Origin of the sequence: Micromonospora ferruginea, assembly GCF_013694245.2 — a bacterium.
Classification (GTDB): Bacteria; Actinomycetota; Actinomycetes; order Mycobacteriales; family Micromonosporaceae; genus Micromonospora; species Micromonospora robiginosa.
Window position 1 is genome coordinate 6,601,964 of sequence record NZ_CP059322.2, and the last position, 26,485, is coordinate 6,628,448.

Annotated in this window: 25 protein-coding genes; 23 read left to right on the top strand and 2 right to left on the bottom strand. The window is 72.7% G+C overall.

Annotated features, from left to right (window positions below):
* Positions 1-114 precede the first annotated feature (114 nt).
* From H1D33_RS29800 to prfA, 3 genes are all read left to right on the top strand, one after another.
* Complete coding sequence (locus H1D33_RS29800; RefSeq protein WP_181570045.1) at positions 115-3,552, top strand: phosphodiester glycosidase family protein; 3,438 nt, start codon at positions 115-117, stop codon at positions 3,550-3,552.
* A gap of 315 nt (positions 3,553-3,867) precedes the next feature.
* Positions 3,868-4,092, top strand: a complete 225-nt coding sequence (gene rpmE, locus H1D33_RS29805; protein ID WP_181570044.1) for a 50S ribosomal protein L31 — start codon at positions 3,868-3,870, stop codon at positions 4,090-4,092.
* An 88-nt stretch (positions 4,093-4,180) separates the two neighbouring features.
* On the top strand, positions 4,181-5,269 hold the full coding sequence (gene prfA, locus H1D33_RS29810) for a peptide chain release factor 1 (protein WP_181570043.1): 1,089 nt from the start codon (positions 4,181-4,183) through the stop codon (positions 5,267-5,269).
* Positions 5,270-5,336: 67 nt separating this feature from the next.
* Here the strand turns inward: prfA and H1D33_RS29815 are convergent, their stop codons facing one another.
* Positions 5,337-6,890, bottom strand: a complete 1,554-nt coding sequence (locus tag H1D33_RS29815; RefSeq protein ID WP_181570042.1) for a GGDEF domain-containing protein — start codon at positions 6,888-6,890, stop codon at positions 5,337-5,339.
* A gap of 130 nt (positions 6,891-7,020) precedes the next feature.
* Between H1D33_RS29815 and prmC the strand changes: the two genes are divergently transcribed.
* The 4 genes from prmC (at position 7,021) to H1D33_RS29835 (ending at position 11,391) form a co-directional block, all read left to right on the top strand.
* Positions 7,021-7,911 carry a peptide chain release factor N(5)-glutamine methyltransferase gene (prmC, locus tag H1D33_RS29820; protein ID WP_181572535.1) on the top strand — a complete coding sequence of 297 codons (891 nt, stop codon included), beginning with the start codon at positions 7,021-7,023 and terminating at the stop codon, positions 7,909-7,911.
* Complete coding sequence (locus H1D33_RS29825) at positions 7,911-8,555, top strand: L-threonylcarbamoyladenylate synthase (protein WP_181572536.1); 645 nt, start codon at positions 7,911-7,913, stop codon at positions 8,553-8,555. The genes prmC and H1D33_RS29825 overlap by 1 nt, the downstream gene beginning before the upstream one ends.
* On the top strand, positions 8,556-9,167 hold the full coding sequence (locus H1D33_RS29830; RefSeq protein ID WP_181570041.1) for an arsenate reductase/protein-tyrosine-phosphatase family protein: 612 nt from the start codon (positions 8,556-8,558) through the stop codon (positions 9,165-9,167).
* 112 nt (positions 9,168-9,279) lie between these two features.
* Positions 9,280-11,391, top strand: coding sequence for a transglycosylase domain-containing protein (locus H1D33_RS29835; protein WP_181570040.1), 2,112 nt, complete (start codon positions 9,280-9,282; stop codon positions 11,389-11,391).
* A gap of 53 nt (positions 11,392-11,444) precedes the next feature.
* On the opposite strand, the gene H1D33_RS29840 is transcribed toward H1D33_RS29835, so the two are convergent.
* Positions 11,445-12,911, bottom strand: a complete 1,467-nt coding sequence (locus tag H1D33_RS29840) for an SDR family oxidoreductase (RefSeq protein ID WP_181570039.1) — start codon at positions 12,909-12,911, stop codon at positions 11,445-11,447.
* Between the two features lie 35 nt (positions 12,912-12,946).
* On the opposite strand from H1D33_RS29840, the gene H1D33_RS29845 reads away from it, so the two are divergent.
* From H1D33_RS29845 to H1D33_RS29920, 16 genes are all read left to right on the top strand, one after another.
* On the top strand, positions 12,947-14,236 hold the full coding sequence (locus H1D33_RS29845; RefSeq protein ID WP_181570038.1) for a serine hydroxymethyltransferase: 1,290 nt from the start codon (positions 12,947-12,949) through the stop codon (positions 14,234-14,236).
* On the top strand, positions 14,229-14,660 hold the full coding sequence (locus tag H1D33_RS29850; protein WP_181570037.1) for a hypothetical protein: 432 nt from the start codon (positions 14,229-14,231) through the stop codon (positions 14,658-14,660). Before H1D33_RS29845 ends, H1D33_RS29850 begins: the two co-directional genes overlap by 8 nt.
* A gap of 174 nt (positions 14,661-14,834) precedes the next feature.
* Positions 14,835-15,071 carry an AtpZ/AtpI family protein gene (locus H1D33_RS29855; protein ID WP_181570036.1) on the top strand — a complete coding sequence of 79 codons (237 nt, stop codon included), beginning with the start codon at positions 14,835-14,837 and terminating at the stop codon, positions 15,069-15,071.
* Positions 15,072-15,082: 11 nt separating this feature from the next.
* Positions 15,083-15,880: a F0F1 ATP synthase subunit A gene (gene atpB, locus H1D33_RS29860; RefSeq protein WP_181570035.1), complete on the top strand. Its 798-nt coding sequence runs from the start codon at positions 15,083-15,085 to the stop codon at positions 15,878-15,880.
* 70 nt (positions 15,881-15,950) lie between these two features.
* Positions 15,951-16,184 carry an ATP synthase F0 subunit C gene (locus H1D33_RS29865; RefSeq protein ID WP_181570034.1) on the top strand — a complete coding sequence of 78 codons (234 nt, stop codon included), beginning with the start codon at positions 15,951-15,953 and terminating at the stop codon, positions 16,182-16,184.
* A 29-nt stretch (positions 16,185-16,213) separates the two neighbouring features.
* Positions 16,214-16,753: a F0F1 ATP synthase subunit B gene (locus H1D33_RS29870; RefSeq protein WP_181570033.1), complete on the top strand. Its 540-nt coding sequence runs from the start codon at positions 16,214-16,216 to the stop codon at positions 16,751-16,753.
* On the top strand, positions 16,753-17,574 hold the full coding sequence (locus H1D33_RS29875) for a F0F1 ATP synthase subunit delta (RefSeq protein WP_181570032.1): 822 nt from the start codon (positions 16,753-16,755) through the stop codon (positions 17,572-17,574). The genes H1D33_RS29870 and H1D33_RS29875 overlap by 1 nt, the downstream gene beginning before the upstream one ends.
* An 86-nt stretch (positions 17,575-17,660) precedes the next feature.
* The gene (atpA, locus tag H1D33_RS29880; protein ID WP_181570031.1) at positions 17,661-19,313 is read left to right on the top strand and encodes a F0F1 ATP synthase subunit alpha; all 1,653 of its coding nucleotides are present in this window, start codon (positions 17,661-17,663) and stop codon (positions 19,311-19,313) included.
* Between the two features lie 4 nt (positions 19,314-19,317).
* Positions 19,318-20,247, top strand: a complete 930-nt coding sequence (locus H1D33_RS29885; protein ID WP_181570030.1) for a F0F1 ATP synthase subunit gamma — start codon at positions 19,318-19,320, stop codon at positions 20,245-20,247.
* On the top strand, positions 20,247-21,692 hold the full coding sequence (atpD, locus tag H1D33_RS29890; protein ID WP_181570029.1) for a F0F1 ATP synthase subunit beta: 1,446 nt from the start codon (positions 20,247-20,249) through the stop codon (positions 21,690-21,692). The genes H1D33_RS29885 and atpD overlap by 1 nt, the downstream gene beginning before the upstream one ends.
* Positions 21,693-21,906: 214 nt before the next feature.
* Positions 21,907-23,052, top strand: a complete 1,146-nt coding sequence (locus tag H1D33_RS29895) for an LCP family protein (RefSeq protein WP_181570028.1) — start codon at positions 21,907-21,909, stop codon at positions 23,050-23,052.
* A gap of 108 nt (positions 23,053-23,160) precedes the next feature.
* Positions 23,161-23,439: a F0F1 ATP synthase subunit epsilon gene (locus H1D33_RS29900; protein WP_047893558.1), complete on the top strand. Its 279-nt coding sequence runs from the start codon at positions 23,161-23,163 to the stop codon at positions 23,437-23,439.
* Between the two features lie 12 nt (positions 23,440-23,451).
* Positions 23,452-23,907 carry a DUF2550 domain-containing protein gene (locus tag H1D33_RS29905; protein ID WP_181570027.1) on the top strand — a complete coding sequence of 152 codons (456 nt, stop codon included), beginning with the start codon at positions 23,452-23,454 and terminating at the stop codon, positions 23,905-23,907.
* 850 nt (positions 23,908-24,757) lie between these two features.
* The gene (locus tag H1D33_RS29910; protein WP_181570026.1) at positions 24,758-25,306 is read left to right on the top strand and encodes a hypothetical protein; all 549 of its coding nucleotides are present in this window, start codon (positions 24,758-24,760) and stop codon (positions 25,304-25,306) included.
* 29 nt (positions 25,307-25,335) lie between these two features.
* Positions 25,336-25,566, top strand: a complete 231-nt coding sequence (locus H1D33_RS29915; protein WP_307755283.1) for a response regulator transcription factor — start codon at positions 25,336-25,338, stop codon at positions 25,564-25,566.
* An 80-nt stretch (positions 25,567-25,646) separates the two neighbouring features.
* Positions 25,647-26,375: a DedA family protein gene (locus H1D33_RS29920; RefSeq protein WP_181570025.1), complete on the top strand. Its 729-nt coding sequence runs from the start codon at positions 25,647-25,649 to the stop codon at positions 26,373-26,375.
* Positions 26,376-26,485 lie beyond the last annotated feature (110 nt).

Consider the following 26,485-nt stretch of genomic DNA (forward strand, 5'->3'; position numbering starts at 1 on the left):
GCCGGCGGCCGTGCCCCCCGTCGTTGGTTCCGGGTGCCGGCAGCGGTGAAGTTTTTCTACAGTTCAGTCGCTGGGTATTGAAACTTCTGTTCACCGTCGGGTTGACTGTCGTCCATGCGATCCGCCCGACTCGCCGGCGTCCTGCTGCTGACGCCGCTGCTCACCCTCACCGCTCCGGTGGCCCCCGCCGCCGCCGGGCCGGCCTCCGCGAGGCCGGTCCCGGCGACCCCGGCCGAGGACGCGCCGGCGGCGTCCTCCCGCCCCGACCCCTCGGTCGCGCTGGCCGGCGTCGAGCCCGCCGACGGCCTGGAGACCGCGAATACCACCCGTCCGGTCGCGCCCGGCCTGGACCTGACCTCCTTCGACAGGTACGACGCGGCCGGCTGGTTGCGCGCCGACGCGCTCACCGCCGACCTGTCCGGCGGGCTGGGCGTCGACTACGTCAACTCCGGCGCGGTCACCCGGGACGAGCCGCTGCGCGCCGCGGTGGACCGGTCCCGCGCGGTGGCGGCGGTCAACGGCGACTTCTTCGACATCAACAACTCCGGCGCGGCGCAGGGCGTCGGCATCCGCTCCGGCGAGCTGGTCCAGTCGCCGGTCGCCGGGCACCCCAACGCGGTCGGGATCAGCGCCCAGGGCATCGGCCGGGTGGTCCAGGTCGGCTTCGAGGGCACCGCGGCGCTGCCCGCCGGGCCGGTGCCGCTGACCCAGTTCAACAACATGGTGCAGCGCGACGGCGTCGGCGTCTTCACCCCGCTCTGGGGGACGTACACCCGGCAGCGGGCGGTGGACGGCGCCGCCCGGGTGGTCGAGGTGACCCTGACCGGTGGCCGGGTGGCCGCGGTGGCCACCAGCGCGGGGGAGGGGCCGATCCCGGCCGGCAGCACCGTGCTGCTCGGCCGCGAGGCCGGCGCGGACGCGCTCGCCGCGCTGCGTCCCGGCGACGCGGTGGACGTGTCCTGGCGTCCGCGCGCCTCCGACGGCGGCGACCTGCGCGCGGCGGTCGGCGGCGGCAACGTGCTGGTCCGCGACGGGGTGGTGCAGAGCATCGCCGACCAGTCGCTGGCCCCGCGTACCTCGGTGGGGTTCTCCGCCGACGGTCGCAAGATGATCATGCTGACGGTGGACGGCCGGCAGGTCGACAGCCGGGGCGTCACCCAGACCGAGATGGGTCGGATGATGGCCGAGCTGGGCGCGGCGAACGCGCTCAACCTCGACGGCGGCGGCTCGTCCACCCTGCTCGCCCGCGAGCCGGGCGCGGCGGCGGTCCAGGTGGAGAACAGCCCCTCCGACGGCAGCGAGCGGCCGGTGCCGAACGGGCTGGCAATCTTCGCGCCGAAGGGCAGCGGCCGGCTCACCGGCTACTGGCTGGAGACCGCCAGCGACCCGACCGCCGCGCCGGGTGTCGCCCCGGTGCGCGGCGGCCGGCCGGACCGGGTCTTCCCGGGCCTGACCCGCCGGCTCACCGCCGCCGGCTATGACGAGACGTACGGGCCGGCGGCGGGCGAGCCGCGCTGGCGGGCCACGCACGGCCGGGTGGACGCCGACGGCGTGTTCCGGGCCGGCAGCCCCGGCCCGAGCACCGTCACCGCCGCCCGGGGACGGGCCCGGGGCACGCTCGACCTGACCGTGCTCGGCCCGCTGGAGCGGGTCGACGCCACCGTCGACCGGGTCGGCCTCGACCGCGCCGGCGCCACCGGCCTGTTCGGCGTGGTCGGCTACGACGCCGAGGGGAACACCGCGCCGATCGAGCCGGCCGACCTGCGGCTAGAGTACGACCACGACCTGCTCTCGGTCACCCCCACCGCCGACGGCAACCTGGCCGTCAAGGCGCTCGGCGACACCGGGTCCGCGCTGGTCACCGCACGGGTCGGCACGCGTACCACGGTGCTGCCGGTGACCGTCGGGCTGACCGACGTGCCGGTGGCCGGCTTCGACGACGCCGCGTCCTGGAAGTTCAGCCAGGCCCGGGCCGCCGGCGCGGTCGCCCCGGCCGACGGGCACACCGGCACCGGCCTGCGGATGTCGTACGACTTCGACCAGTCCACCGGCACCCGGGCCGCGTACGCCGACCCGCCGGCCTGGATCGACGTGCCCGGCCAGCCGCAGGCGTTCGGCATGTGGATCAAGGCCAACGGCACCGGCGAGTGGCCGAGCCTGCACCTGCACGACGCGCAGGACACCCAGTTCGTGCTGCGCGGCCCCTACCTGGACTGGACCGGCTGGAAGTACGTCGAGTTCGCCGTCCCGCCGGGTGTGCAGTACCCGGTGCGGGTGCGCCGGTTCTACGTCGCCGAGACCGACCCGGCCAAGCAGTACCGCAGCGAGGTGATCATCGACGACCTGGTGGCCCGGGTGCCGCCGGACGTGCAGGCCCCGCCGGAGCCGAACCGCACCGACCGGGTGGTGCTGCGTGACGGCACCGTGGACGGCGCGCCCTGGCGCTTCGCGGTGCTCTCCGATGCCCAGTTCGTCGCCGCCGACCCGGACAGCGAGCTGGTCGCCCAGGCCCGCCGTACGCTGCGCGAGGTCCGCGCCGCCCGGCCGGACTTCCTGGTCATCGACGGCGACTTCGTGGACACCGCCTATCCGGCCGACTTCGCGCTGGCCAAGCGGATCCTGGACGAGGAGCTGGGCGGCCAGGTGCCGTACTACTACGTGCCGGGCAACCACGAGATCATGGGCGCGCCGATCGACAACTTCCGGAGCGTCTTCGGGGACACGTCCCGCGTGTTCGACCACCGGGGCACCCGCTTCGTCACCCTGTCCACGGCCACCGGTTCGCTGCGTGGGGGCGGGTTCGACCAGGTGGAGCTGCTGCGCCGGACGCTGGACGAGGCGGCCGCCGACCGGTCGGTGGGCTCGGTCACGGTGTTGTTCCACCACCCGCCGCGCGACCCGAGCCCGGCCAAGGCCAGCCAGCTCGGCGACCGGAAGGAGGCCGCCCTGGTCGAGCAGTGGCTGGCCGACTTCCAGCACCGCACCGGCAAGGGCGCGCTGATGGTCAACGGGCACGTGGGCACGTTCCACGCCGACCGGGTGGACGGCGTGCCGTACGTGGTCAACGGCAACGCGGGCAAGGACCCGTCCACGCCGGCCGGCCTCGGCGGGTTCACCGGTTGGACCGAGTTCGGGGTCGACCCCGTGACGCCGCAGGAGGCGGACCGGGCCCGCCGGGACCCGCTGGCGGAGGGGCCGGAGTGGATCAGCGCGGAGATCCACGCGCACGTCGACCGGCTGGCGTTGAGCGCGCCGTCGGAGGTGCGCCTCGGCGCCCCGGCGGACGTGACGGCCACGCTCACCCAGCCCGGCGGCCGGCAGGTGCCGGTGGCCGCGCCGGTCAGCGCCGACTGGGCCGGCTCCCCGAACCTGCACATCGGCGACTCGTCCGGGGTGCGGCCCTGGCACGTGGCCCGGTTCGATCCGGCGACCGGCCGCCTCACCGCGCTGCGCCCGGGCGGTCGGATCCTGCTCACGGTCACCGTCAACGGCGTGCGCGCCGAGGCGACGGTGACCACCACCGCGGCGGCGCAGGCGCGCCCCGCCGCGTGAGGTCCCGGCGGGGGCTCCTCGACCTGGGGGAGGAGCCCCCGCCCGGGCCTCGTCGATCATGAAGTTGGCGGCGACAAAACGGACAGGACTCGCGGTCAACTTCATGATCGACAGAGGTGGCGGGAGTGGTGGGGCGGAGGGTGGGAATGTCAGGGGGGGGGGGTGTTACGGCTGGCGGACCTGCTGTGCCGGCCGGCCGACGCCCATGGCACACTGGTCAATCGGCCACCGGTTCCGGTTCACGCCCGAGCCCGTCGCGATGACGGGACGCACCGAGGGCGACCCGGCGACCACCCACGAAAGGACCGAGGCGACATGAAGCCCAACATCCACCCGGAGTACACGACCACCGAGGTCCGTTGCTCCTGCGGCAACACGTTCACGACCCGCAGCACCGCCAAGGGCGGCGCCATCAGCGTCGAGACCTGCAGCGCCTGCCACCCGTTCTACACCGGTAAGCAGCGCGTGCTGGACACCGCCGGTCGGGTCGCGAAGTTCCAGCAGAAGTACGCCAAGGTTCAGGCCAAGAAGGCCAAGTAGCTCCCTCGACGACGCCCGTGTCCGGCTCCGTGCCGGACGCGGGCGTTCGTCCGTTTCCGCCGGTTTCATCCGAAGGAGCCCCCGCAGCATGAGCAGTGAGCGCCTGGCCGCCCTCCTCGACGAGTACGCCGAGCTGGAGAAGCGGCTGGCCGACCCGGCCATCCACGCCGACCAGGGCACCGCCCGGCGGGTCGGCCGGCGGTACGCCGAACTGGTCCCGCTGCACAAGGCGGCCGGCGAGTTGGAGCAGGCCCGCGCCGACCTGGTCGCCGCCCGCGAGCTGGCCGCCGAGGACGCCTCGTTCGCCGCCGAGGCGGACACTCTCGCGGCCACCCTGCCGGGGCTGGAGGAGCGGCTCGCCGAGCTGCTCATCCCGCGTGACCCGCACGACGCCAAGGACGTGATCGTCGAGATCAAGGCCGGCGAGGGCGGCGAGGAGTCGGCCCTGTTCGCCGGCGACCTGCTGCGCATGTACACCCGGTACGCCGAGCGGCGGGGCTGGACCACCGAGGTCATCGACGCCCAGGACTCCGACCTCGGCGGGGTGAAGGACGTCTCCCTGGCGATCAAGACCAAGGGCGTGCCCGACGGCGGCAACGGGGTCTGGTCCCGGCTCAAGTGGGAGGGCGGCGTGCACCGGGTGCAGCGCGTGCCGGTGACCGAGTCGCAGGGCCGGATCCACACCAGCGCGGCCGGCGTGCTGGTGCTGCCCGAGGCGGAGGACGTGGACGTCACCATCGACCCGAACGAGCTGCGGATCGACGTGTTCCGCTCGTCCGGGCCCGGCGGCCAGTCGGTCAACACCACCGACTCGGCGGTCCGGATCACCCACGTGCCGACCGGCATCGTGGTGTCCTGCCAGAACGAGAAGTCGCAGCTCCAGAACCGCGAGCAGGCGATGCGGATCCTGCGTGCCCGGCTGCTCGCCGCGGCCCAGGAGCAGGCCGACGCGGCCGCCTCGGACGCCCGCAAGGCGCAGGTCCGCACCGTGGACCGGTCGGAGCGGATCCGCACCTACAACTTCCCGCAGAACCGGATCACCGACCACCGGATCGGCTACACCGCGTACAACCTCGACCTGGCGCTCGCCGGCGAGCTGGACGGGGTGCTCGACGCGCTGGCCGAGGCGGACCGGGCAGCGCGGCTGGCCGGCGGGACCGAGCTGTTCCGCCGCTGACCGCTGGGGTGTTAAGCGGGGGCCCCGCCTCTACCAAAAGCGTTAAGCGGGGGCCCCGCCTTACACCTCAGCTCGCGCGGAGGCGGTCCTTCGCGCGCAGCATCTCCCGGTCGGCCAGCTCGAACGCGGCGCCGAGCGCCTCCCGGACGCTGATCGTGGTGCTGCCGTCGACCTCGGCGAAGCCGATGGTCACCCCGACCGGGGTGCCCGGCACCAGCGACTCCCAGTCCTCGGTGCGCACGGCCGCCTCGATCCGCCGGGCCACCTCGACCGCCTCCGACATGCCGGTGTCGGGCAGCACCACCACGAACTCGTCGCCGCCGTAGCGGGCCACGAAGTCGCCCCGCCGCATCACCCGGTTGATCACGCCGGCCACCCGTTGCAGCACCAGGTCGCCGGAGTGGTGCCCGTGGCGGGTGTTGACCGCCTTGAAGCCGTCCAGGTCGCAGACGCCGATCACCACCCGCTCGCCCCGCGACACCACCGCGCCGAGGTAGCGCTCCAGCCGGCGCCGGTTGGGCAGCCCGGTGAGCGGGTCGGTGAGCGCCTCGCCCTCGTACCGGGCGGCCTCGCGGCGCATCTCCTCGTGGTCGATCCGGGCGGCGATGCCGTCGATGTAGACGTCGCGCAGCCGGTCGCTGCGCCGCGCGGCGAGCCGGAACGCGTGCCGGTCCGCGCGGTGCGCGCCGGCATGGTCGCCGGCCCGGGCGAGTGCGATGCTGCGCAGCCGGGGCGCCTCGGCCGCGCCCAGCGTCTCGTCGGAGACCCGGATCGCGTCCAGCCGGGTGACCGCCTCGATCGGCCGTCCGGCGGCGACCGCCAGGCAGACCTGGCCGAGCTGGCGCAGGTCGCGGGCGCGGGCGCTGTCCCCGCCGTGGCCGAGCAGCCGGTTCGGGTCGGCGTCCCCGGCCGACTCCACCCGGTCGCCGAGCGCGGCCCGCCGGGCGGCAGCGTACCCATAGGCGGCCAGGCTGCTGGGCCGGATGTTGCCGGCCCGCCCGCCGCGCAGGAACCGGGCCAGGTCGCCGGCCACGTCCCGCAGCACCCGCAGGCAGCCGTCGCTGTCGCCGTTGTGGTCCAGCGCCACCGCGTTGCGCAGCCGGATGCCCGGCGCGGCGAACGTCTCCTCGGGGATGCCGGCGCTCAGCCCCACCTCGCGGGCCCGCTCGATCGCGCCGAGCGCGTGGCCGTGGAAGCTGAGGTAGGAGTAGGCCATCGCCAGGTCGTGCCAGCCCCAGGCGGTGTCCCGGTCCGGGGTGTCGTCGGCGCCCAGCGCGCGGGCGGCGCGGACCAGGTGCATGACGCACCTGTCGAGCGCGCCCTGGTGGTGGGCGGCGAGCGCGGCCAGCGCGTTGAGGTGCCCGTGCAGATAGGGCTCGGCCAGGTCGCGCACGGCGGCGGAGGCGTCCTCGACGGCCCGGGTGAACTCGGCGGTTCGACCGAGATTGATCAGCGCGGACAGGCGCTGCACCAGCGCGTCGGCCCGGGCGTAGGGGTCGGCGGTGGTGCGGATCACGCGCTCCAGCAGGACACACGCCTCCGCGGAGCGGCTGGCCTCCTGCAACGCGCGCGCGCTCCGAAGGGCGTCAACCTGGTCCTCGACCTGGTCGAGCCAGCCCACTCGCGACCTCCCTGCCGTGTGCGCCCGGACGCACCCGCTCGTGTGGCGACCCGCGACGCTTCATGATTATTGCGTGAGCACACTCCCGCAACACCCGTCCGAAGGGACAGAACGCGAACGTGCCTCGGTGGTGGTCGCCCGCACGGCCCGGGCGCTGGCCTCCGCCGGTGTCGAGTCGCCCCGGGCGGAGGCCGAGCAACTGGCGGCGTACGTGCTCCAGGTGCCGCGCGGCCGGCTGGCGCTGGCCGACGGGTTCACCCCGGCGCAGCGCGACCGCCTCGACGCGCTGGTCGGCCGGCGGGTGGCCCGGGAGCCGTTGCAGCACCTGACCGGCACGGCCGGCTTCCGGCACCTGGAACTGGCGGTCGGTCCCGGGGTGTTCGTGCCGAGGCCGGAGACCGAGCTGCTGGCCGGCTGGGGGATCGACGTGGCCCGCCGGCTCGCCGCGCCGCTCGTGGTCGACCTGTGCAGCGGCTCCGGCGCGATCGCGCTCGCGGTCGCCCAGGAGGTGCCGGCGGCCCGGGTGGTGGCGGTGGAACGGTCCCCGGCCGCACTGGCCTGGCTGCGCCGCAACGCCGCCGCGCGGGCCGACGCGGGGGACCGGCCGGTCGAGGTGGTCGTCGCCGACGTCACCGGCCCGGAGCTGCTGGCCGAGCTGGCCGGCCGGGTCGACGTGCTGCTCTGCAACCCGCCGTACGTGCCCCGGTCGGTGACCGTGCCGCCGGAGGTGGCCGGTCACGACCCCGACGAGGCGGTGTTCGGCGGCGCGGACGGGCTGGACGTGATCCGGCCGGTGGTGGCGCGGGCCGCGACGCTGCTGCGGCCGGGCGGGGTGATCGGCGTCGAGCACGACGACACGCACGCCGGCGCGGTGCCGGCGGTGTTCTCCGCCGACGGCCGCTACGAGCGGGTCGAGGAGCACCGGGACCTGACCGGGCGGCCCCGGTGGGCGAGCGCGTCCCGGCGGGCGGACGGCCGTTCCGCCGACCCCGCCCCGGCGTGGCAGACTGACTCCTCGTGATGCTCTACGACTGTCGGTCGCCCGCCGACCGGGACCGCGGCATCGCCGCTGCCATCGAGGCCGTCAAGAACGGCGAACTCGTCGTCCTGCCGACCGACACGGTCTACGGCATCGGGGCGGACGCCTTCACCCCGTACGCGGTGAAGGCCCTCGCCGACACCAAGGGTGGCGCCCGGCAGGCGCCCCCGGTGCTGATCGGCTCCCGGCACACGCTCGACGGCCTGGTCTTCTCGCTGCCGCAGGCGGCCCGCGACCTGGTCGAGGCGTTCTGGCCGGGCGCGCTGACCATCGTGGTGGAGCACTCGCCGAGCCTGGCCTGGGACCTGGGCGACACCAGCGGCACGGTGGCGGTGCGGATGCCGTTGCACCCGGTCGCGCTGGAGGTGCTGCGGGAGACCGGGCCGATGGCGGTGGCCTCGGCCAACAAGATCGGCCAGCCGGCCGCGCTGACCGCCGAGGAGGCCCGCGACCAGCTCGGCTACGGCGTCCGGGCCTACCTGGAGGCCGGGCCGGCGGTGGACCCGGTGCCGAGCACCATCGTCGACGTGACCGGTGAGGTGCCGCGGGTGCTGCGGCAGGGCGCGGTGACGTTGGCGAAGCTGCGCGAGGTGGCGCCGGGCATCCTCGACGAGCGGGGGTTCTGAGTGCCGCCGTTCACCGTCCTGCACGTCTGCATGGGAAACATCTGCCGGTCGCCGATGGCCGAGCGGCTGCTGCTGCTCGCCGTCCGGGAGCGGCTGGCCCGCCTCGACGTCGACCCGGCCGGCTCGGACGCGCTGGTGCACAGCCACAGCGCCGGCACCGGCGGGTGGCACGCCGGTGAGGAGATGAACCCGCCGGCGGCGCGGCAGGTCACCGCGCGCGGGGGCGAGGTGACCGGGTTCGCCGCGCGTCGGCTGCGCTCGGACCTGATCGACGCCGCCGACCTGGTGCTCACCGCCACCGCCGACCAGCAGGAGTACGTGGTGGCGTTGCGGCCGGACGCCGCCGGGCGCACGTTCGTGCTGGGGGAGTTCGGGCGGCTGCTCGGCGCGCTGGACCGGTCCGCGCTGCCGCCGGGGGAGCCGACGCCGGAGGCGGTGCACGCCCGCGGCGTCGCGCTGGTGGCGGCCGCCGAGGCGGCCCGGCAGGGCGCCTCCGCGCTGCCCACGGACGACCTGGACGACCCGTGGGGCCGGGGCGACCAGTGCTTCGGCCGGGTGGCCGACGAGATCGAGGAGACGGTCCAGCCGCTGGCCGCCGTGCTGCTGCCCTGACGTTCATCCTTTCTCGCGAACTTCCTGCGCATTTCCCCGAAGCTGTCGGCTAAAGGGGCGAATCCGGTCATTCTTGACGGGTCCGTACGGCCGGCTCCTGCGGGGAGAGCTGATGAACCGCGCCCATCTCGACAAGCTGTTCACCGTTCTGCTCGCCGGCGTGCTCGCCGGGCTGGCCCTGGCCGCCGCCGCGCTGCCGGCCGCGCTGGTCTTCGGGCTGGGCGTGAAGAACCTGATGCCGTACACCGAGCTGCCGGAGGCGCTGAAGGCGCCGCAGCCGGCGCAGCGCTCGAACCTGTACGCCAACGACGGCCGCACCCTGGTCACCTCGTTCTACGTCGAGGACCGGGTGGACGTGCCGGTCGGCGAGGTCGCGCCGGTGATGCGCGACGCGATCGTGGCCGCCGAGGACGCGCGCTTCTACGAGCACCACGGCGTCGACGTGCGCGGCGTGGTGCGGGCGCTGACCGCCAACCGCAAGGAGGGCACCCGGCAGGGCGCCTCCACGCTGACCATGCAGTACGTGCGCAACGCGCTGGCCGGCGACCCCCGGCTGACCGAGCAGCAACGGGCCGCCGCCACCGAGATCACCGCCGGCCGCAAGATCCGCGAGATGCGGTACGCGCTGACGCTGGAACGGCGGATCGGCAAGGACGAGATCCTCGGGCGCTACCTGAACATCGCCTACTTCGGCGCCGGCGCGTACGGCATCGCCGCCGCCAGCAAGCGCTACTTCTCCACCACCCCGGACCGGCTCACGCTCGGCCAGGCGGCCATGCTCGCCGGGCTGGTGCGGGCGCCGGACCACGACGACCCGATCAACGGCGACTCCGGCGCGGCGCTGGACCGTCGCGCGTACGTGCTGGACCGGATGGCGGAGACCGGCCGGGTGAGCGCGGCGGACGCGGCGGCGGCGAAGGCCACGCCGTTGAACCTGAAGCCCAGCGCCACCCCGAACGACTGCGCCGCGGTGCCCGCCGGCCACAACGACTGGGGCTTCTTCTGCGACTGGTTCACCCAGTGGTGGAACGCCCAGCCGGCGTTCGGCCAGACCGTCGACGAGCGGCAGCGCACGCTGCGCCGCGGCGGCTGGTCGATCGTCTCCTCACTGGACCCGGACGTGCAGGCCAAGGCGAGCGAGCAGGTGCGGACGATCTACCCGGAGACGATCCCGCGGGCCGCGCCGACCGCCGTGGTGCAGCCCGGCACCGGGCGGGTGCTCGCGATGGCCGTGAACCGCGCGTACGGGGTCGGCGGGAACCCGGCCGGGCAGCAGAACTACCCGAACACGGTGAACCAGCTCGTGGCCGGGGGCGGCGGCATCACCGGCTACCAGGCCGGCTCGACGTTCAAGCTGTTCGCCCTGCTGGCCGCGTTGGAGGCCGGGATGCCGCTGGACACCGAGTTCGACGCGCCCCGGGTCTACGTCACCAAGTACCCGATCGACGGCGGTCCGGCCAGTTGCGGCGGCCGGTGGTGCCCGGCGAACGCCAACACCTACTGGATGGACGGCGACCGGGACATGTGGGACGCGTTCGGCCGCTCGGTGAACACCTACTTCGCCTGGCTGACCGAGCGGGTCGGCGCGGACCGGGTGGTCGAGATGGCCGAGCGGCTGGGCATCGTGTTCCGCGCCCCGCAGGACGCGAAGATGGCCCACGACGGGGCGGCGAGCTGGGGGCCGTTCACCCTCGGGGTCTCCGCCACCACGCCGCTGGACCTGGCCAACGCGTACGCCACGGTGGCCGCCGAGGGCACCTGGTGCCGGCCCACCCCGGTCACCTCGATCACGGACGCGACCGGCCGGCGGGTGGCCGCCGGTGACACCGACTGCCGGCAGGTGCTCGACACCGAGGTGGCCCGCGCGGCGGCCGACGCCAGCCGCTGCCCGGTGGGCGACCAGACGATGTACCGGCGCTGCGCCGGCGGCACGGCCGAGGAACTGGCCCCCGGCCTGCGCCGGCCGCTGGGCGGCAAGACCGGCAGCTCGGAGCGGAACGCCACGGAGACGGTGGTGGCGTTCACCCCGCAGCTCGCCGTGGCGACCATCGCGGCGAACCCGGACGACCCCCGCGACGCGGTCGGCGGGGGCGTGCAGAAGCGGCAGATCCCGGCCGTCGGGCGGATCCTCGCCTGGGCGCTGCGCGATCAGCCGGTACGCGACTTCGTCCCGCCCGGCGAGGCGGTCGCCTTCCAGCACACCAGCCCGCGCACCGGCAACTGAGCTGATTGGCGGGGCCCCTTCCTATCGCCCAGGCGATAGGAAGGGGCCCCGCCTTACCCCGTCGGGTGTTCGGCGCCGCGGGCGATGTTGCGGGCCATGCCGCCGAAGACGACCGCGTGGAACGGGGCGACCGAGGCCCAGTAGAGGTGGCCGGGGAGCCCGTGCGGGAGGAAGACGGCGCGCTGCACGTAGCGGCTGTGGCCGGCCCCGGCCGGCTCGGCGCGCATCTCCAGCCAGGCCCGGCCGGGCACCCGCATCTCGGCGCGCAGCCGCAGCAGCTCGCCCGGCACGATCTCCTCGACCCGCCAGAAGTCCAGCGCCTCGCCGACCTGGAGCCGGTGCGGGTCGCGCCGGCCCCGGCGCAGCCCCACGCCGCCGACCAGCCGGTCCAGCCAGCCGCGCACCGACCAGGCCAGCGGGAACGAATACCAGCCGTGCTCGCCGCCGACGCCCTCGATGACCCGCCACAACGCGGCCGGCGGCGCACCGACGGCCTGCTCCCGCACGTCGGTGTAGGCGGTGCCGCCGGACCAGTCCGGGTCCGACGGCAGCGGCTCGGCCGGCGCGTCCGGCCCGCTGGCGTTCGACCAGCGCGTCTCGACCTGCGCGTCGCGCACCTTGGTCAGCGCCAGCCCGACCGCCTGGTCGAAGCCGGTCAGTCCCTCCGGCGGGTCGGGCACGTACCGGGCGATGTCGTGCTCGTGTGCCACCGCCTCGTGGATCAGGCTCTCCACCAGCGGCCGGGCGATCGCGTTCGGCACCGGGGTGATCAGGCCGACCCAGTGCGAGGAGAGCCCCGGGGTGAGCGGGCGCACCGGCAGGATGATCCGCGGCCGTAGCCCGGCCACCCGGGCGTAGCGCTGCATCATCTGCGCGAACGTCAGCACGTCCGGGCCGGCGATGTCGAAGCCGCGGTTCACCTCCGCGGGCAGGTGCGCGCAGCCGGCCAGGTAGCGCAGCACGTCGCGGACCGCGATCGGCTGGATCCGGTTGCGCACCCAGCGCGGGGTGACCATCGCCGGCAGCCGCTCGGTCAGGTAGCGCAGCATCTCGAACGAGGCCGAGCCGGACCCGATGATCACCGCCGCCCGCAGCACCGCGGTCGGCACGCCGCTGTCGAGCAGGATCCGGGCCACCTCCGCGCGCGAGCGCAGGTGCGCCGAGGGCAGGCCGTTCCGTTCCGCCGGCTCCGGCCCACCCAGGTAGACGATCCGGCGTACGCCCGCGGCGCGGGCCGCCTCGGCGAAGTTCGTCGCGGCCTCCCGGTCGGCCGCCTCGAAGCCGCGCTGGCCCAGCGAGTGGACCAGGTAGTAGGCGACGTCCACGCCCTCGAACGCGGCCGGCAACGTCTCCGGCCGGCGCAGGTCGCCCTCGACGATCTCGGCCTCGGCGGCCCAGGGCACGTCGCGCAGCCGCCCGGCCTTGCGGGCCAGGCAGCGCACCGTGTGCCCCTCGGTCAGGAGCCGGGGCGCGAGGCGCCCGCCGATGTAGCCGGTGGCACCGGTGACGAGGCATCTCACGGGCTCCAGTGTGCGGCTCCGTAGACTCCTTCGCTGTGGAGAACGCGAGGGACACCTTCTGGGGGCCGGACTTCGAGCAGCTCAGCACCGTCGACCCGGAGATCGCCGGGGTGGTGCTGGGGGAGCTGGAACGGCTGCGCGGCGGCCTGCAACTGATCGCCAGCGAGAACCTCACCTCGCCGGCGGTGCTGGCCGCGTTGGGTTCCACGCTCACCAACAAGTACGCCGAGGGCTATCCGGGCCGTCGCTACTACGGCGGCTGCGCCGAGGTGGACCGGGCCGAGGAGCTGGGCGTCGCCCGGGCGAAGGAGTTGTTCGGCGCCGAGCACGCCAACCTCCAGCCGCACTCCGGGGCGAGCGCCAACCTGGCCGCGTACGCGGCGCTGGTGCAGCCCGGCGACACGGTGCTGGCGATGGACCTGCCGCACGGCGGGCACCTGACCCACGGCAGCCGGGTGAACTTCTCCGGCAGGTGGTTCCACCCGGTCGGCTACACCGTGCGGCCGGACACCGAGACGATCGACTACGACGAGGTCCGTGACCTGGCCCGGGCGCACCGGCCGAAGCTGATCATCTGCGGCGCGACCGCGTACCCCCGGTTGATCGACTTCGCCCGGTTCCGGGAGATCGCCGACGAGGTCGGCGCGTACCTGATGGTGGACGCCGCGCACTTCGTCGGGCTGGTGGCCGGCGGCGCGATCCCGTCCCCGGTGCCGCACGCCGACGTGGTCACCGCGACCACGCACAAGGTGCTGCGCGGGCCGCGCGGCGGCATGATCCTGTGCCGGGAGTCGCTGGCCGCCCGGATCGACAAGGCGGTCTTCCCGTTCACCCAGGGCGGCCCGCTGATGCACGCGGTCGCCGCCAAGGCGGTCGCGCTGCGCGAGGCCGCGCAGCCCGAGTTCCGCACGTACGCGGCCCAGGTGGTCGCCAACGCCCGGGCGCTCGCCGACGGGCTGACCGCCGAGGGCCTGCGGCCGGTCTCCGGCGGCACCGACACCCACCTGGCCCTGCTCGACCTGCGGGAGACCGGCGTGACCGGCGCGCAGGCCGAGGCCCGCTGCGACGCCGCCGGGATCACGCTGAACAAGAACGCGATTCCGTACGACCCGCAGCCGCCGATGGTCGCCTCCGGCATCCGGGTGGGCACGCCGAGCGTCACCACCCAGGGCATGCGCGAGGGCGAGATGCGGCGGATCGCGGCGTTGATCTGCCGGGCGGTACGCACCGATCCGGAGTCGCCCGGCGGCGCCGACGACCTGGCCCGGGTGGCCGCCGACGTGACCGAGCTGGTCAGCACGTTCCCGGCGTACCCCCGTGGCTGAGTCGGGGGCGCGCGCGGCGGAGGCGGTCGCGGACCGCGGCTGGCGACTGCGTCACCTGCCGGTGCTGCTGGCCGCGGTGGCGGTGCTGGCCGCGCTGGCGGCGGTGGCCGGCGGGGTGTGGCGTGGCGCGGACGGCGCGCTCGGCGCGGCGGCCGGGGTGGCCGTCACGGCGGCCAGCTACACGCTGACCACGGTGGTGCTGGCCTGGGCCGACGCCCGGGATCCGCAGCTCGTGCTGCCGTTCGGGCTGGGCCTCTACGTCGCCAAGATGACCGCGCTCGGCGGGGTGATGGTGCTGGTCGCCTCGACCGGGTGGCCGGGGCTGATCCCGTTCTGCCTGGGTGTCGCGGCGGGCGTCGTGGTCTGGACCGGCGTGCACATCTGGTGGCTGGCGACCGTCCACGCGCGACGGGTGCGCGGCTGACGCGTCCCACCCTTCGGGCGACGCGCCGGAGTGTCCGCGATCGGTCATTCTCTCAGTGGCGGGGGAGGAGTACGGTGCCTCCAGACGACTTCGCCCGCCCGTGTCCCACACAACCAGGTTGTGCGGGGGGTGAGGCACAACCTCTTCTGCTCGACTGATATCGTTCGCCCCGTCATGGCCGGTGACCAGAAACCCCCCAACACTGGCGGCCCGGGCGACGTTCCGTCCGGTGCCGGTCAGGGTTGGACCGCGCTCTCATACCTCATCGGGGGCATGCTCGTCTGGGGTTTCATCGGCTGGTTGGTCGACCGTTGGCTCGATACCGGCGGCGTCGCCACCGGCATCGGGGTCGTGCTCGGCATGGCCGGGGGGATCATCCTGGTCGTCCGCCGGCTGGGCACGCCTACTTAGGAAGGGACGCGGTGTTCGGACAGGCGAACGTCCTGGCTCAGGGCCAGGCGGAATTCCCACCGAGCGTGGGGGACTTCTACCTGCCCAGCATCCTGCCCTGGGGTGCGGAGAACTCGTACTGGTTCACCAAGATCACGGCGATGGTGTGGGTCGCCGTCGGTATCTTGATCATTTTCTTCCTGGTCAGCTACCGCAAGCCGCAGCTGGTCCCCACCAAGAAGCAGTGGTTCGCCGAGTCCATCTACGGCTTCGTGCGGAACAACATCGCGGTGGACATGATCGGGCACGCGGGGGTGCGGTTCGCTCCCTACTTCACCACGCTCTTCTGCTTCATCCTGCTGACGAACTTCTTCGCGATCCTGCCGTTCTTCCAGATCTCGCCGAACTCGCACATCGCGTTCCCGGCCTTCCTCGCCGTGATCAGCTACGTGATGTTCAACTACGTCGGCATCCGGCACCACGGCTTCGTGAAGTACTTCAAGAACTCTCTGGTTCCGCCGGCGCCCTGGTACATCCTGCCGCTGCTGATCCCGATCGAGCTCTTCTCGACCTTCATCGTCCGGCCGTTCTCGCTGGCCGTCCGTCTCTTCGCGAACATGTTCGCCGGCCACATGCTCCTGCTGGTCTTCACGCTCGGCGGGTTCGCCATGCTCAGCGCCAACGTCTGGCTGGCGCCGGTGTCGGTGCTGTCCTGGGTGATGACCATCGCGCTGACCTTCCTCGAGTTCCTGGTGATCTGTCTGCAGGCGTACGTCTTCACGGTGCTGACCGCCAGCTACGTGCAGGGCGCACTCGCCGACGAGCACTGATCCGATCTTCCGCACCAACCGTTGTCGTCCCGCGTGAGAGTCACGCGTGATAACCAGGAGGAACCAACCAATGGACATCTACGCCGCGGTAGAGGGCAGCACCGCCGCCATCGGCTACGGTCTCGCGGCCATCGGCCCGGGCATCGGCGTTGGCCTGGTCTTCTCGGCCTACATCCAGTCGACCGCCCGCCAGCCGGAGTCGTCCCGGATGACCCTGCCCTACGTCTGGATCGGCTTCGCCGTCATCGAGGCCCTGGCGCTGCTGGGCATCGCGTTCGGCTTCATCTGGGCCGGCAACGTCTGATCCAGCCCCTCTGACCGGGAGGTTTTCCCATGTTCTTCCTCGCCGCTGAGGGTGGTGAGACGACCCACAACCCGATCATCCCTGTCTGGCAGGAGATCGTGGTCGGTGGGATCGCCTTCATCGTGCTCTGCTTCGTGCTGATGAAGTTCGTCTTCCCGCGCATGGAGCAGACGTTCCAGGCCCGGGTCGACGCGATCGAGGGTGGCATCAAGCGCGCCGAGGCCGCGCAGGCCGAGGCGAACCAGCTGCTCGAGCAGTACCGCGCGCAGCTCGCCGAGGCGCGCACCGACGCCGCCAAGATCCGCGACGACGCGCGGGCCGACGCCGAGGGCATCCGCCAGGACATCCTCGCCAAGGCGCGCGAGGAGTCCGACCGGGTCATCGCCGCCGGCAAGGAGCAGCTCCAGGCCGAGCGGGCCACCATCGTGCGCGAGCTGCGCACCGAGATGGGCACCATCGCGGTGGACCTGGCCAGCAAGATCGTCGGTGAGTCGCTCGCCGACGAGGCGCGTCGCAAGGGCACCGTGGACCGGTTCCTGAACGGTCTCGAGAGCACGGGGGCCCGCTGATGCAGGCCGCCAGCCGGGAGTCGTACGCCGCCGGGGTCGAGCGCCTCGACGCGTACGTCCGCGGCGCGGAGCCGTCGGCGGTGGCCACCACCGCCGACGACATCCTCTCCGTCGCCGCCCTGCTGCGGCGCGAGCCGCGGCTGCGCCGGGCGCTCTCCGACCCGGCCCGCTCCGGCGAGGACCGGGGCGCGCTGCTCACCGGGATCCTGAGCGGCAAGGTCGGCGCGGACGCGCTCGACCTGCTCGCCGCGCTGGTCTCGGGCCGCTGGTCGACCCCGTCGGAACTGCTCGACGGCGTCGAGCGGCTCGGCGTGGAGGCGCTCCTGGCGAGCGCCGACTCGGCCGGCGAGCTGGGCGAGGTCGAGGACGAGCTGTTCCGCTTCGGGCAGGTCGTCTCCGGCTCCACCGAGCTGTCCAACGCGCTCTCCGACCCGATGGCCCCGGCCGAGCGGCGGGCCGGCCTCACCGGCCAGCTCCTCGACGGCAAGGCCCGGCCGGTCACCGTCCGACTCGTCGAGGCCGCGCTCGCCGGCTTCGGGGGACGCTCCTTCGTCGGAGCGCTCACCCGGCTGGTCGAGCTGGCCGCGGACCGGCGGGACCGTCAGGTCGCGTACGTGACCGTGGCGGCTCCGCTGACCGACGAGGAGGAGCGACGCCTCGGTGCCCGCCTCACCGAGATGTACGGTCGGGAGGTGTCCGTCAAGCAGACGGTCGACCCCGACGTGCTCGGCGGAGTGCGCGTGCGGGTCGGCTCCGACCTGTACGACGGCACCGTCCTGCGCCGCCTCAACGAGACCCGCAACGCGCTCGCGAAGCGCTGACCAGCGTCTTTAGCAGCCCTGATTCGACGCCATCGGACCGGTCGGTACTAGGTATCCCGGGCCCCTGAACTTTAAGGAAGCAGAGGATGGCCGAGCTGACCATCTCGACGGAGGAGATCCGCGGCGCCCTGGAGCGCTACGTCTCCTCCTACACGGCCGACGTCTCCCGTGAGGAGGTCGGCACCGTCGCCGACGCCGGCGACGGCATCGCCCACGTCGAGGGTCTCCCCTCGACCATGACCAACGAGCTCCTGGAGTTCGAGGACGGCACGCTCGGCGTGGCGCTGAACCTCGACGTCCGCGAGATCGGTGTCGTCGTCCTCGGTGACTTCGGCGGGATCGAAGAGGGTCAGCGCGTCAAGCGCACCGGCCGGGTGCTCTCGGTGCCGGTCGGTGACGCGTTCCTCGGCCGCGTGGTCAACGCGCTCGGCGAGCCGATCGACGCCATCGGCGACATCGCCAACGAGGGCTTCCGCGAGCTGGAGCTGCAGGCCCCGAACGTGATGGCCCGGCAGTCGGTGTTCGAGCCGCTGCAGACCGGCATCAAGGCCATCGACGCGATGACCCCGGTCGGCCGCGGTCAGCGTCAGCTGATCATTGGCGACCGGAAGACCGGCAAGACCACGGTCGCGCTGGACGCCATCCTCAACCAGCGGGACAACTGGCGCTCCGGCGACCCGACCAAGCAGGTCCGCTGCATCTACGTCGCGATCGGCCAGAAGGCCTCCACCATCGCCTCCATCAAGGGGACGCTGGAGGAGGCCGGCGCGATGGAGTACACCACCATCGTCGCCTCCCCGGCCTCCGACCCGGCCGGCTTCAAGTACCTCGCGCCCTACACCGGCTCGTCCATCGGGCAGCACTGGATGTACGGCGGCAAGCACGTCCTGATCGTCTTCGACGACCTGAGCAAGCAGGCCGAGGCGTACCGGGCCGTGTCGCTGCTGCTGCGCCGCCCGCCGGGCCGTGAGGCCTACCCGGGTGACGTCTTCTACCTGCACTCCCGTCTGCTGGAGCGCTGCGCCAAGCTCTCCGACGAGCTGGGTGGCGGCTCGATGACCGGTCTGCCGATCATCGAGACCAAGGCGAACGACATCTCGGCGTTCATCCCGACCAACGTCATCTCGATCACCGACGGCCAGATCTTCCTCGAGACGGACCTGTTCAACCAGGGCGTCCGTCCGGCCATCAACGTCGGCACCTCGGTCTCCCGGGTCGGTGGCGCCGCGCAGGTGAAGCCGATGAAGAAGGTCGCCGGCTCGCTGCGGCTCAACCTGGCCCAGTTCCGTGAGCTGGAGGCGTTCGCCGCCTTCGCCTCCGACCTGGACCGCGCCTCGCAGAACCAGCTCGCCCGTGGTTCCCGCCTGGTCGAGCTGCTCAAGCAGCCGAACTACTCGCCGTACCCGGTCAACGAGCAGGTCGTCTCCGTCTGGGCCGGCACCGAGGGCAAGCTGGACGACGTCCCGGTCGGCGAGGTCCGCCGCTTCGAGTCGGAGTTCCTGCAGTACCTCCGGCACAAGCACGAGGGCGTGCTGGCCTCGATCGCGGACAACAAGTGGGGCGATGACATCATCTCCTCGCTGGACTCCGCGATCACCGAGTTCAAGCAGGTCTTCCTGGGCAAGGAGGACGAGGTCCGGGTCAACGAGGCGCCGGCCGAGCCGCTGGAGGGCGAGCAGACCCGCGAGACGGTGACCCGCTTCCGCGACGGCACCACCGACCGCCCGGCCGAGAGCTGATCCGATGGCCGCCCAGGTACGCGTTCTCCGACAGCGGATCCGTTCCGCCAAGGGGATGAAGAAGATCACCAAGGCGATGGAGCTCGTCGCGACGAGCCGCATCGCCAAGGCCCAGGCCAAGGTGGCGGCGTCGCTGCCGTACGCCGAGGCGATCACCGGCGTGCTGACGGCGCTGGCCTCGAACGCGCGGATCGACCACCCGCTGCTCACCCCGCGCGAGCGGGTGCGGCGGGCGGGCGTCCTGCTGGTCACGGCCGACCGTGGCCTGGCCGGCGGGTACAGCTCGAACGCGATCCGGACCGCCGAGTCGCTGATCGCCCGGCTGCGCGCCGACGGCAAGGAGCCGGTGCTCTACGTCATCGGCCGCAAGGGCGTGGCGTTCTACCGGTTCCGCAACCGGGAGATCGCCGGGAGCTGGACGGGCTTCTCCGAGCAGCCGTCGTTCGACGACGCCCGCGAGGTCGGTGACACGCTGATCAAGGCGTTCACCGCCGGCGCGGACGACACCGACGGCCACGCCGGCGCGGACGGGATCCTCGGCGTGGACGAGCTGCACATCGTCTACACCGAGTTCAAGTCCCTGATGACGCAGAACCCGGTGACCCGGATCGTCGGTCCGATGCAGGTCGAGGACCGGCCCCGGTCCGAGGGGCTGCTGCCGGCGTACGAGTTCGAGCCGGAGCCGGAGTCGCTGCTCGACGCGCTCCTGCCGAAGTACATCAACACGCGGATCTACGCGGCGTTGCTGGAGTCGGCGGCGAGCGAGTCGGCCGCCCGTCGGCGGGCGATGAAGAGCGCCACCGACAACGCCGAAGAGATGATCGAGAAGTACACGCGTGAGATGAACTCGGCCCGTCAGGCCGGGATCACCCAGGAGATCAGTGAGATCGTCGGCGGCGCGAACGCGCTGGCCGCGTCGGGAAGTGAAGTGTGATGACTGTATCCGCAGTGGAGACCAAGACGGCCACGGGTCGCGTGGTCCGGGTCATCGGCCCGGTCGTCGACGCCGAGTTCCCGCGCGACGCCATGCCGGAGCTGTTCAACGCCCTGCACGTCGACGTGACGCTCTCCGGTGGCGAGAAGACGCTGACCCTGGAGGTCGCCCAGCACCTGGGTGACAACCTGGTCCGCGCCATCTCGATGCAGCCGACCGACGGCCTGGTCCGGGGCGCCGACGTCCGCGACACCGGCGCGCCGATCAGCGTGCCGGTGGGCGACGCGGTCAAGGGCCACGTGTTCAACGCGATCGGCGAGTGCCTCAACCTCACCGAGGGCGAGACCATCCAGGCCGACGACCGGTGGGGCATCCACCGCAAGGCTCCGGCCTTCGCGGACCTGGAGCCGAAGACCGAGATGCTGGAGACCGGCATCAAGGTCATCGACCTGCTCGCCCCGTACGTCAAGGGCGGCAAGATCGGCCTGTTCGGCGGCGCGGGCGTGGGCAAGACGGTGCTCATCCAGGAGATGATCACCCGAGTGGCCCGGAACTTCGGTGGCACCTCGGTCTTCGCCGGCGTGGGTGAGCGCACCCGTGAGGGCAACGACCTCATCGCCGAGATGACCGAGTCGGGCGTCATCGACAAGACCGCGCTGGTCTACGGCCAGATGGACGAGCCGCCGGGCACCCGCCTGCGGGTCGCGCTGTCGGCCCTGACCATGGCGGAGTACTTCCGCGACGTGAAGAAGCAGGAGGTGCTGCTCTTCATCGACAACATCTTCCGCTTCACCCAGGCCGGTTCCGAGGTCTCCACGCTGCTCGGCCGGATGCCGAGCGCCGTGGGTTACCAGCCCACCCTGGCCGACGAGATGGGCGAGCTCCAGGAGCGGATCACCTCCGTCCGGGGCCAGGCCATCACCTCGATGCAGGCGATCTACGTGCCCGCCGACGACTACACCGACCCGGCGCCGGCCACCACGTTCGCCCACCTCGACGCGACCACCAACCTGGAGCGGTCGATCTCCGACAAGGGCATCTACCCGGCCGTGGACCCGCTGGCGTCCTCGTCCCGGATCCTCGCCCCGGAGTTCGTCGGCGAGGACCACTTCGCCGTCGCCACCGAGGTGAAGCGGATCCTGCAGCGCTACAAGGACCTGCAGGACATCATCGCCATCCTCGGCATCGAGGAGCTCTCTGAGGAGGACAAGCTCACCGTCGGCCGCGCCCGCCGGATCGAGCGGTTCCTCTCGCAGAACACCTACGCCGCCGAGCAGTTCACTGGCGTCCCGGGCTCGACGGTTCCGATCGCGGAGACCATCGACGCCTTCCGCCGGATCAGCGAGGGGGAGTTCGACCACTTCCCGGAGCAGGCGTTCTTCATGTGCGGTGGCCTGGAGGACCTCAAGGCCAAGGCCGAGGAGCTGATGGCCGAGGAGGGCTGAGAGCCCGCTCACACCACGAAGGCCGTCCCGACGAGATGTCGGGGCGGCCTTCGCCCGTTCCGGGCCGCTCAGGTGCCGGATGCCCGTTTCGCCGGCAGGCGGTTCACCGAACGGCGCGGTACCGTTCGTGACACGAATTCGCGTCACCAGCGTTGATCTCTGCAACGAAACGGACCCCCGCGCCCGTCTCCTCTCATGGGTGCGACGATTGGAGATGCTCGTGGGTAAGGGCGACGGCGCGGGCCGCGGCAAGCGGTCCATGTGGCGTGGCGTGCCCCGGTGGGCCCGGGTCTGCACCATCCTCGGCATCGCCATGGTGGTGCTCAGCGGCTCGGTGCTGGTGGGCTACCACACGCTCGTCGCACGCTACGAGGGCGCGGTCGGCAAGGGCGACCTCTTCGGCGACCAGGCCGCCGGCGCCACGGAGAAGAAGAGCGACATCAAGGGCCCGCTCAACATCCTGCTGGTCGGCATCGACCCCCGCAACCCGAGGACCCGGCCGCTCTCCGACTCGATCATGATCCTGCACGTGCCGGCCGGCATGGACCGGGGCTACCTCTTCTCCCTCCCGCGGGACCTGCGGGTGGACGTCCCGGCCTTCCCGAAGGCCGACTACGCCGGCGGCACCGACCGCATCAACGCCGCCATGTCACACGGCAGCAACGTGCCGGGCAAGGACCCGAGCGCCGCGCAGGGCTTCGAGCTGCTCGCCAAGACGGTCCAGGGGGTCACCGGCATCAAGCGCTTCGACGCCGGCGCGATCATCAACTTCAGCGGGTTCAAGAAGATCGTCGACGCCATGGGCGGCGTCGACATGTACATCGAGCGCGACGTGAAGTCCGAGCACCTCAAGCCGGACGGCTCGCCGCGCCAGCTCAAGCCCGGCGGCGGAGGCTACCTCGGCCCGCAGGCGCGCTATCAGAAGGGCGACGCCCACCTCAACGGCTGGCAGGCGCTGGACTACGTCCGGCAGCGCTACCCGAAGAACGGCGTGCCGGACGCGGACTACGGCCGGCAGCGGCACCAGCAGCAGTTCGTCAAGGCGATGGTGAGCCAGGCGTTCAGCGCCGACGTGGTGGCCAACCCGGTCAAGCTGGACCGGGTGCTGCGCGCGGCCGGGCAGTCGCTGATCTTCAACGGCCGGGGCAACAGCGTCGTCGACTTCGGGCTCGCGCTGAAGGACATCCGCCCGGACGCGATCGAGACGATCAAGCTGCCGGGCGGCCCGATCGGCAGCGGCAGTGCCTACCGGGGCGAGGAACTGCTCGCACCGTCCGACGACTTCTTCGCCGCGCTGCGCACCGACCAGTTGGACGCGTTCCTGCTGGAGCACCCCGACTTCAAGCAGAAGACCAAGTAGCCTGAGCGGGTGCGGAGCGTCGTGTCCCGGCTCTCACCACCCGCCTTGGGTCGGCGACGGGCGCGCGACTAGACTTTCGACAATCCGCCGCCGCAGCAAGGAGACAGCGTGGCACAGCAGCTTCACGTCGAGCTCGTAGCCGTCGAGGAGAAGGTCTGGACCGGTGAGGCCGAGATGGTCGTCGCCCGGACGACCGAGGGTGAGCTCGGCGTGCTGCCGGGGCACGCGCCGTTGCTCGGCCAGCTCGCGGAGCCCAGCCAGGTCCGCATCAAGCAGGCCGGCGGCCAGCAGGTCGCGTACGACGTCGCCGGCGGCTTCCTGTCGGTGACCGGCGAGGGCGTTACCGTCCTGGCCGAGAGCGCCACCCCGGCCACCCCGGCCCGCTGAGCCGACCCGCCGATGGAGATCGTGGAAGGGATCGGAATCGGCGTCGCGGTCGTCGTCGTCGCGCTCCTGATCCTCTTCATCCGGCGGGCCCTGTTCACCCGTAGCGGTGGCATCATCCGGCTGAGCGTCCGGGTGACCACCGTGCTCGACGGCCGCGGCTGGTCACCAGGCTTCGGCCGGTTCGCGGGAGACCAGCTTCGCTGGTACCGCATGTTCAGCTTCGCGTTGCGCCCGAAGCGGGTCCTCTCCCGTAAAGGGCTGGCGGTGGAGCGGCGTCGGCTGCCCGAGGGGCAGGAGCGCTTCTCCATGCCGGCCGACTGGGTGATCCTGCGCTGTACCAGCAACCATGCTCCGGTCGAGATCGCCATGGCGCGGTCCACGGTGACCGGCTTCCTCTCCTGGCTCGAGGCCGCCCCTCCGGGGGCGGTCTCGCCGCGTATGGCATCCCAGGACTGGCCCGCCGCCTAACCCCCGCCCCGCCCCGCCCGCGCCCCTGCCTCGCGCCCCTGCCTCCCGTCGATCTTGCAGTTTCGGCCCTGTCATACCCGGACAAGTCCGGCCTTTCGTGGGCCGCAAGTGCAAGATCGACGAGTGGGGGCTGGGGGTCTGCCTCGGTGCGAGGGCTGAGACGCTCATGTCGCTCCAGTGGGGCTCGGCTGGTGGGTGGAACGTCATGGCTGTCTGTGGGGGCCTGAGACAGCCGTAGCGTTCCAGTCGTGCCTCGCCTGACCGGTGACTGGAACGCTACGGCTGTTCGGCGAGAACCCGAGACACCCACGGCGTTCCAGTGACGCTCCGAGGGGCCGGTGAGTGGAACGCCACGGGTGTACAACGGGAGTTTGGGACACCCATGGTGTTCCAATGATGCTCTGGTGGGCCTGGTGGATGGAGCGTCATGGGGTTCTGGCGGCGTCGGAGTGCACCCGGTGTTCCAGTCCTGGGGCGGGCTGACCGGATGGGCGTGGGACACGCCGGTGAGATCCGACCGGGTGTGTCGGGTGGGTGGGGTGTCCGGTTCGGTGGTGGTGGGTGGCACTCTGGCGGTGGAATCGGGGCGGGGTGCGGGGCGTTGTAACCCGGTGAACGACCGAGGAAGGCGAGCGCACCACGCGCTGCCGACCCGCAGCCCCCGCCTCAAGATGGTGACGGTCCCCGGGAATGGTGGTGGCCGGCCGGTCGTTACACACACTCCCGGCCCCCGCGACGAGCCCCCTGCGCTCCGCGAGCACGCCGGATTCCCCTGATCTTTCTGAGCGCCTGACGGTGCCCGCACCCGCGTCCCCCGCGAGGGTGTGTTGACCCCCGAATGGAGCCCCCCATGAACACGATCCTGCGTAAGAGCATCCTGGGTATCGCTGGTCTGGCCTTCACCGGTGGTGTGTTCGCCGGTCCGATCGCCGCGCACGCCGACACCCCCGCGCATGCCGCCGTCAAGCCGGTGACGGCCACGGTGCAGGGTGAGCAGTCGACCATTGCGCTGAACGGTGAGCAGACGGCCAACGTGAAGGCGATCATCGCCGCGACGAAGAAGGCCGGCCTGCCCGAGCGGGCCGCGGTCATCTCGATCGCCACCGCCCTGCAGGAGTCGAAGCTGGAGAACCTGGGTCACCTCGGCGACAAGAATGACCATGATTCGCTGGGTCTGTTCCAGCAGCGCCCCTCGTCGGGTTGGGGTACGCCGGAGGAGATCACCGACCCCGAGCACTCCACCCTGGCCTTCCTGAAGGGCCTGAAGCAGGTCGACGGCTGGCAGGAGATGCCGCTGACCGACGCCGCCCAGACCGTGCAGGTCTCCGCCTACCCGGACGCGTACGCGCAGTGGGAGAATCAGGCCACCGACCTGGTCGCCCAGCACTGGACCAAGTAAGACCCGCGAAGGCCGGCACCCGGGAACGGGTGCCGGCCTTCAGCGGCTCACCGGCCGGCGACAGTGGTAGACCAGGGCCGGCGGCAGGTTGGCCCACACCGTCCCGGCTGCACCTCGGGGTGACCACCGTGAAGACGCACGTCTCGGCCGCGATGGAGAAGCTGGAGCTGCGTAACCGGGTGCAGGCCGCGGTGGTGGCCCACCGGCTCGGTCTGGTCGACGACGGGTTCAACCCGGTGCCGGATCCGGGGGGACCCTAGGGCGGCGGGCGGCCACTCGGAGGACCCGCCCGGGCCACGGGCAGGACGTCATCGGCCGGCCCGGGCGCGACGCTGGGGTCATGAGCTTCCTGGACTCCCTGGTGGACCGGCTCGACGCGCTGCCGCCGAGCCTCGTGCTGCTGGTCGCGGCGGCGGTGCTCGCCGGCGAGGTGGGGCTGCTGGTCGGGCTGGTGCTGCCGGCCGCGACCACCATGCTGACGGTCGGGCTGCTGGCCCGCGCCGGCCGTGTCGACCTGGGGGCCGCGCTGGCGGTGACGACCACCGCCGCGTTCGTCGGCGACCAGCTCGGCTACCTGGAGGGGTGCCTGCTGGGTCCCCGGCTGCGTCGGGGGGCGCTGGGCCGGTGGGTGGGGGAGCGGCGTTGGCAGCGGGCCGAGGAACTGGTGGCGGCCCGGGGTGGAACCGCGGTGCTGCTCGGCCGCTGGACCGCGTTCGCCCGCACGCTGGTGCCCCGGGTGGCCGGCGCGGCCGGGCTGCCGTACCGCCGGTTCGTGCTGGTCGACGGCCTGGCGGTGGCGGTCTGGGTGCCCGGCACGGTGCTGGTCGGCTGGGCGGCCGGCGGCCTGCCGCCCGGTCTGCCGGCCGCCGCCGGGGTGGCGGTGGTGGTGGCGGTCGCCCTCGCGGTCGGGTTCCGGCGCCTTCGGGTACGCCGGCAGCGCACCAACCGCCGTGCCTGCTCCGGAGCGGTCCCGGCCCGGCGGGGATCGGCCCGGCCCCGGTCGGGTTCCCGCCGCCCCGGCGAGGGCCGGACCGCCCCCGTCCGGCGAGGCGCGGTCGATCGCTGCTGACCGGCCGGCCCGGTTCGGCGGCCGACCGGTGCTGCCCGGGAGATGCGGTCGACCGGTGCCGGCCGCGTGCGGGTGGCGGTCCGGTGCTCGACCGGCGCGTCCGGACGCCG

What these genes read in the sequence shown, in the direction of transcription:
- H1D33_RS29800 (WP_181570045.1), top strand. Translation starts at nt 115, where the DNA reads ATGCGATCCGCCCGACTCGCCGGCGTCCTGCTGCTGACGCCGCTGCTC.
- rpmE (WP_181570044.1), top strand. Translation starts at nt 3,868, where the DNA reads ATGAAGCCCAACATCCACCCGGAGTACACGACCACCGAGGTCCGTTGC.
- prfA (WP_181570043.1), top strand. Translation starts at nt 4,181, where the DNA reads ATGAGCAGTGAGCGCCTGGCCGCCCTCCTCGACGAGTACGCCGAGCTG.
- H1D33_RS29825 (WP_181572536.1), top strand. Translation starts at nt 7,911, where the DNA reads ATGCTCTACGACTGTCGGTCGCCCGCCGACCGGGACCGCGGCATCGCC.
- H1D33_RS29835 (WP_181570040.1), top strand. Translation starts at nt 9,280, where the DNA reads ATGAACCGCGCCCATCTCGACAAGCTGTTCACCGTTCTGCTCGCCGGC.
- H1D33_RS29855 (WP_181570036.1), top strand. Translation starts at nt 14,835, where the DNA reads ATGGCCGGTGACCAGAAACCCCCCAACACTGGCGGCCCGGGCGACGTT.
- H1D33_RS29865 (WP_181570034.1), top strand. Translation starts at nt 15,951, where the DNA reads ATGGACATCTACGCCGCGGTAGAGGGCAGCACCGCCGCCATCGGCTAC.
- H1D33_RS29870 (WP_181570033.1), top strand. Translation starts at nt 16,214, where the DNA reads ATGTTCTTCCTCGCCGCTGAGGGTGGTGAGACGACCCACAACCCGATC.
- H1D33_RS29875 (WP_181570032.1), top strand. Translation starts at nt 16,753, where the DNA reads ATGCAGGCCGCCAGCCGGGAGTCGTACGCCGCCGGGGTCGAGCGCCTC.
- atpA (WP_181570031.1), top strand. Translation starts at nt 17,661, where the DNA reads ATGGCCGAGCTGACCATCTCGACGGAGGAGATCCGCGGCGCCCTGGAG.
- H1D33_RS29885 (WP_181570030.1), top strand. Translation starts at nt 19,318, where the DNA reads ATGGCCGCCCAGGTACGCGTTCTCCGACAGCGGATCCGTTCCGCCAAG.
- atpD (WP_181570029.1), top strand. Translation starts at nt 20,247, where the DNA reads ATGACTGTATCCGCAGTGGAGACCAAGACGGCCACGGGTCGCGTGGTC.
- H1D33_RS29895 (WP_181570028.1), top strand. Translation starts at nt 21,907, where the DNA reads ATGCTCGTGGGTAAGGGCGACGGCGCGGGCCGCGGCAAGCGGTCCATG.
- H1D33_RS29905 (WP_181570027.1), top strand. Translation starts at nt 23,452, where the DNA reads ATGGAGATCGTGGAAGGGATCGGAATCGGCGTCGCGGTCGTCGTCGTC.
- H1D33_RS29910 (WP_181570026.1), top strand. Translation starts at nt 24,758, where the DNA reads ATGAACACGATCCTGCGTAAGAGCATCCTGGGTATCGCTGGTCTGGCC.
- H1D33_RS29920 (WP_181570025.1), top strand. Translation starts at nt 25,647, where the DNA reads ATGAGCTTCCTGGACTCCCTGGTGGACCGGCTCGACGCGCTGCCGCCG.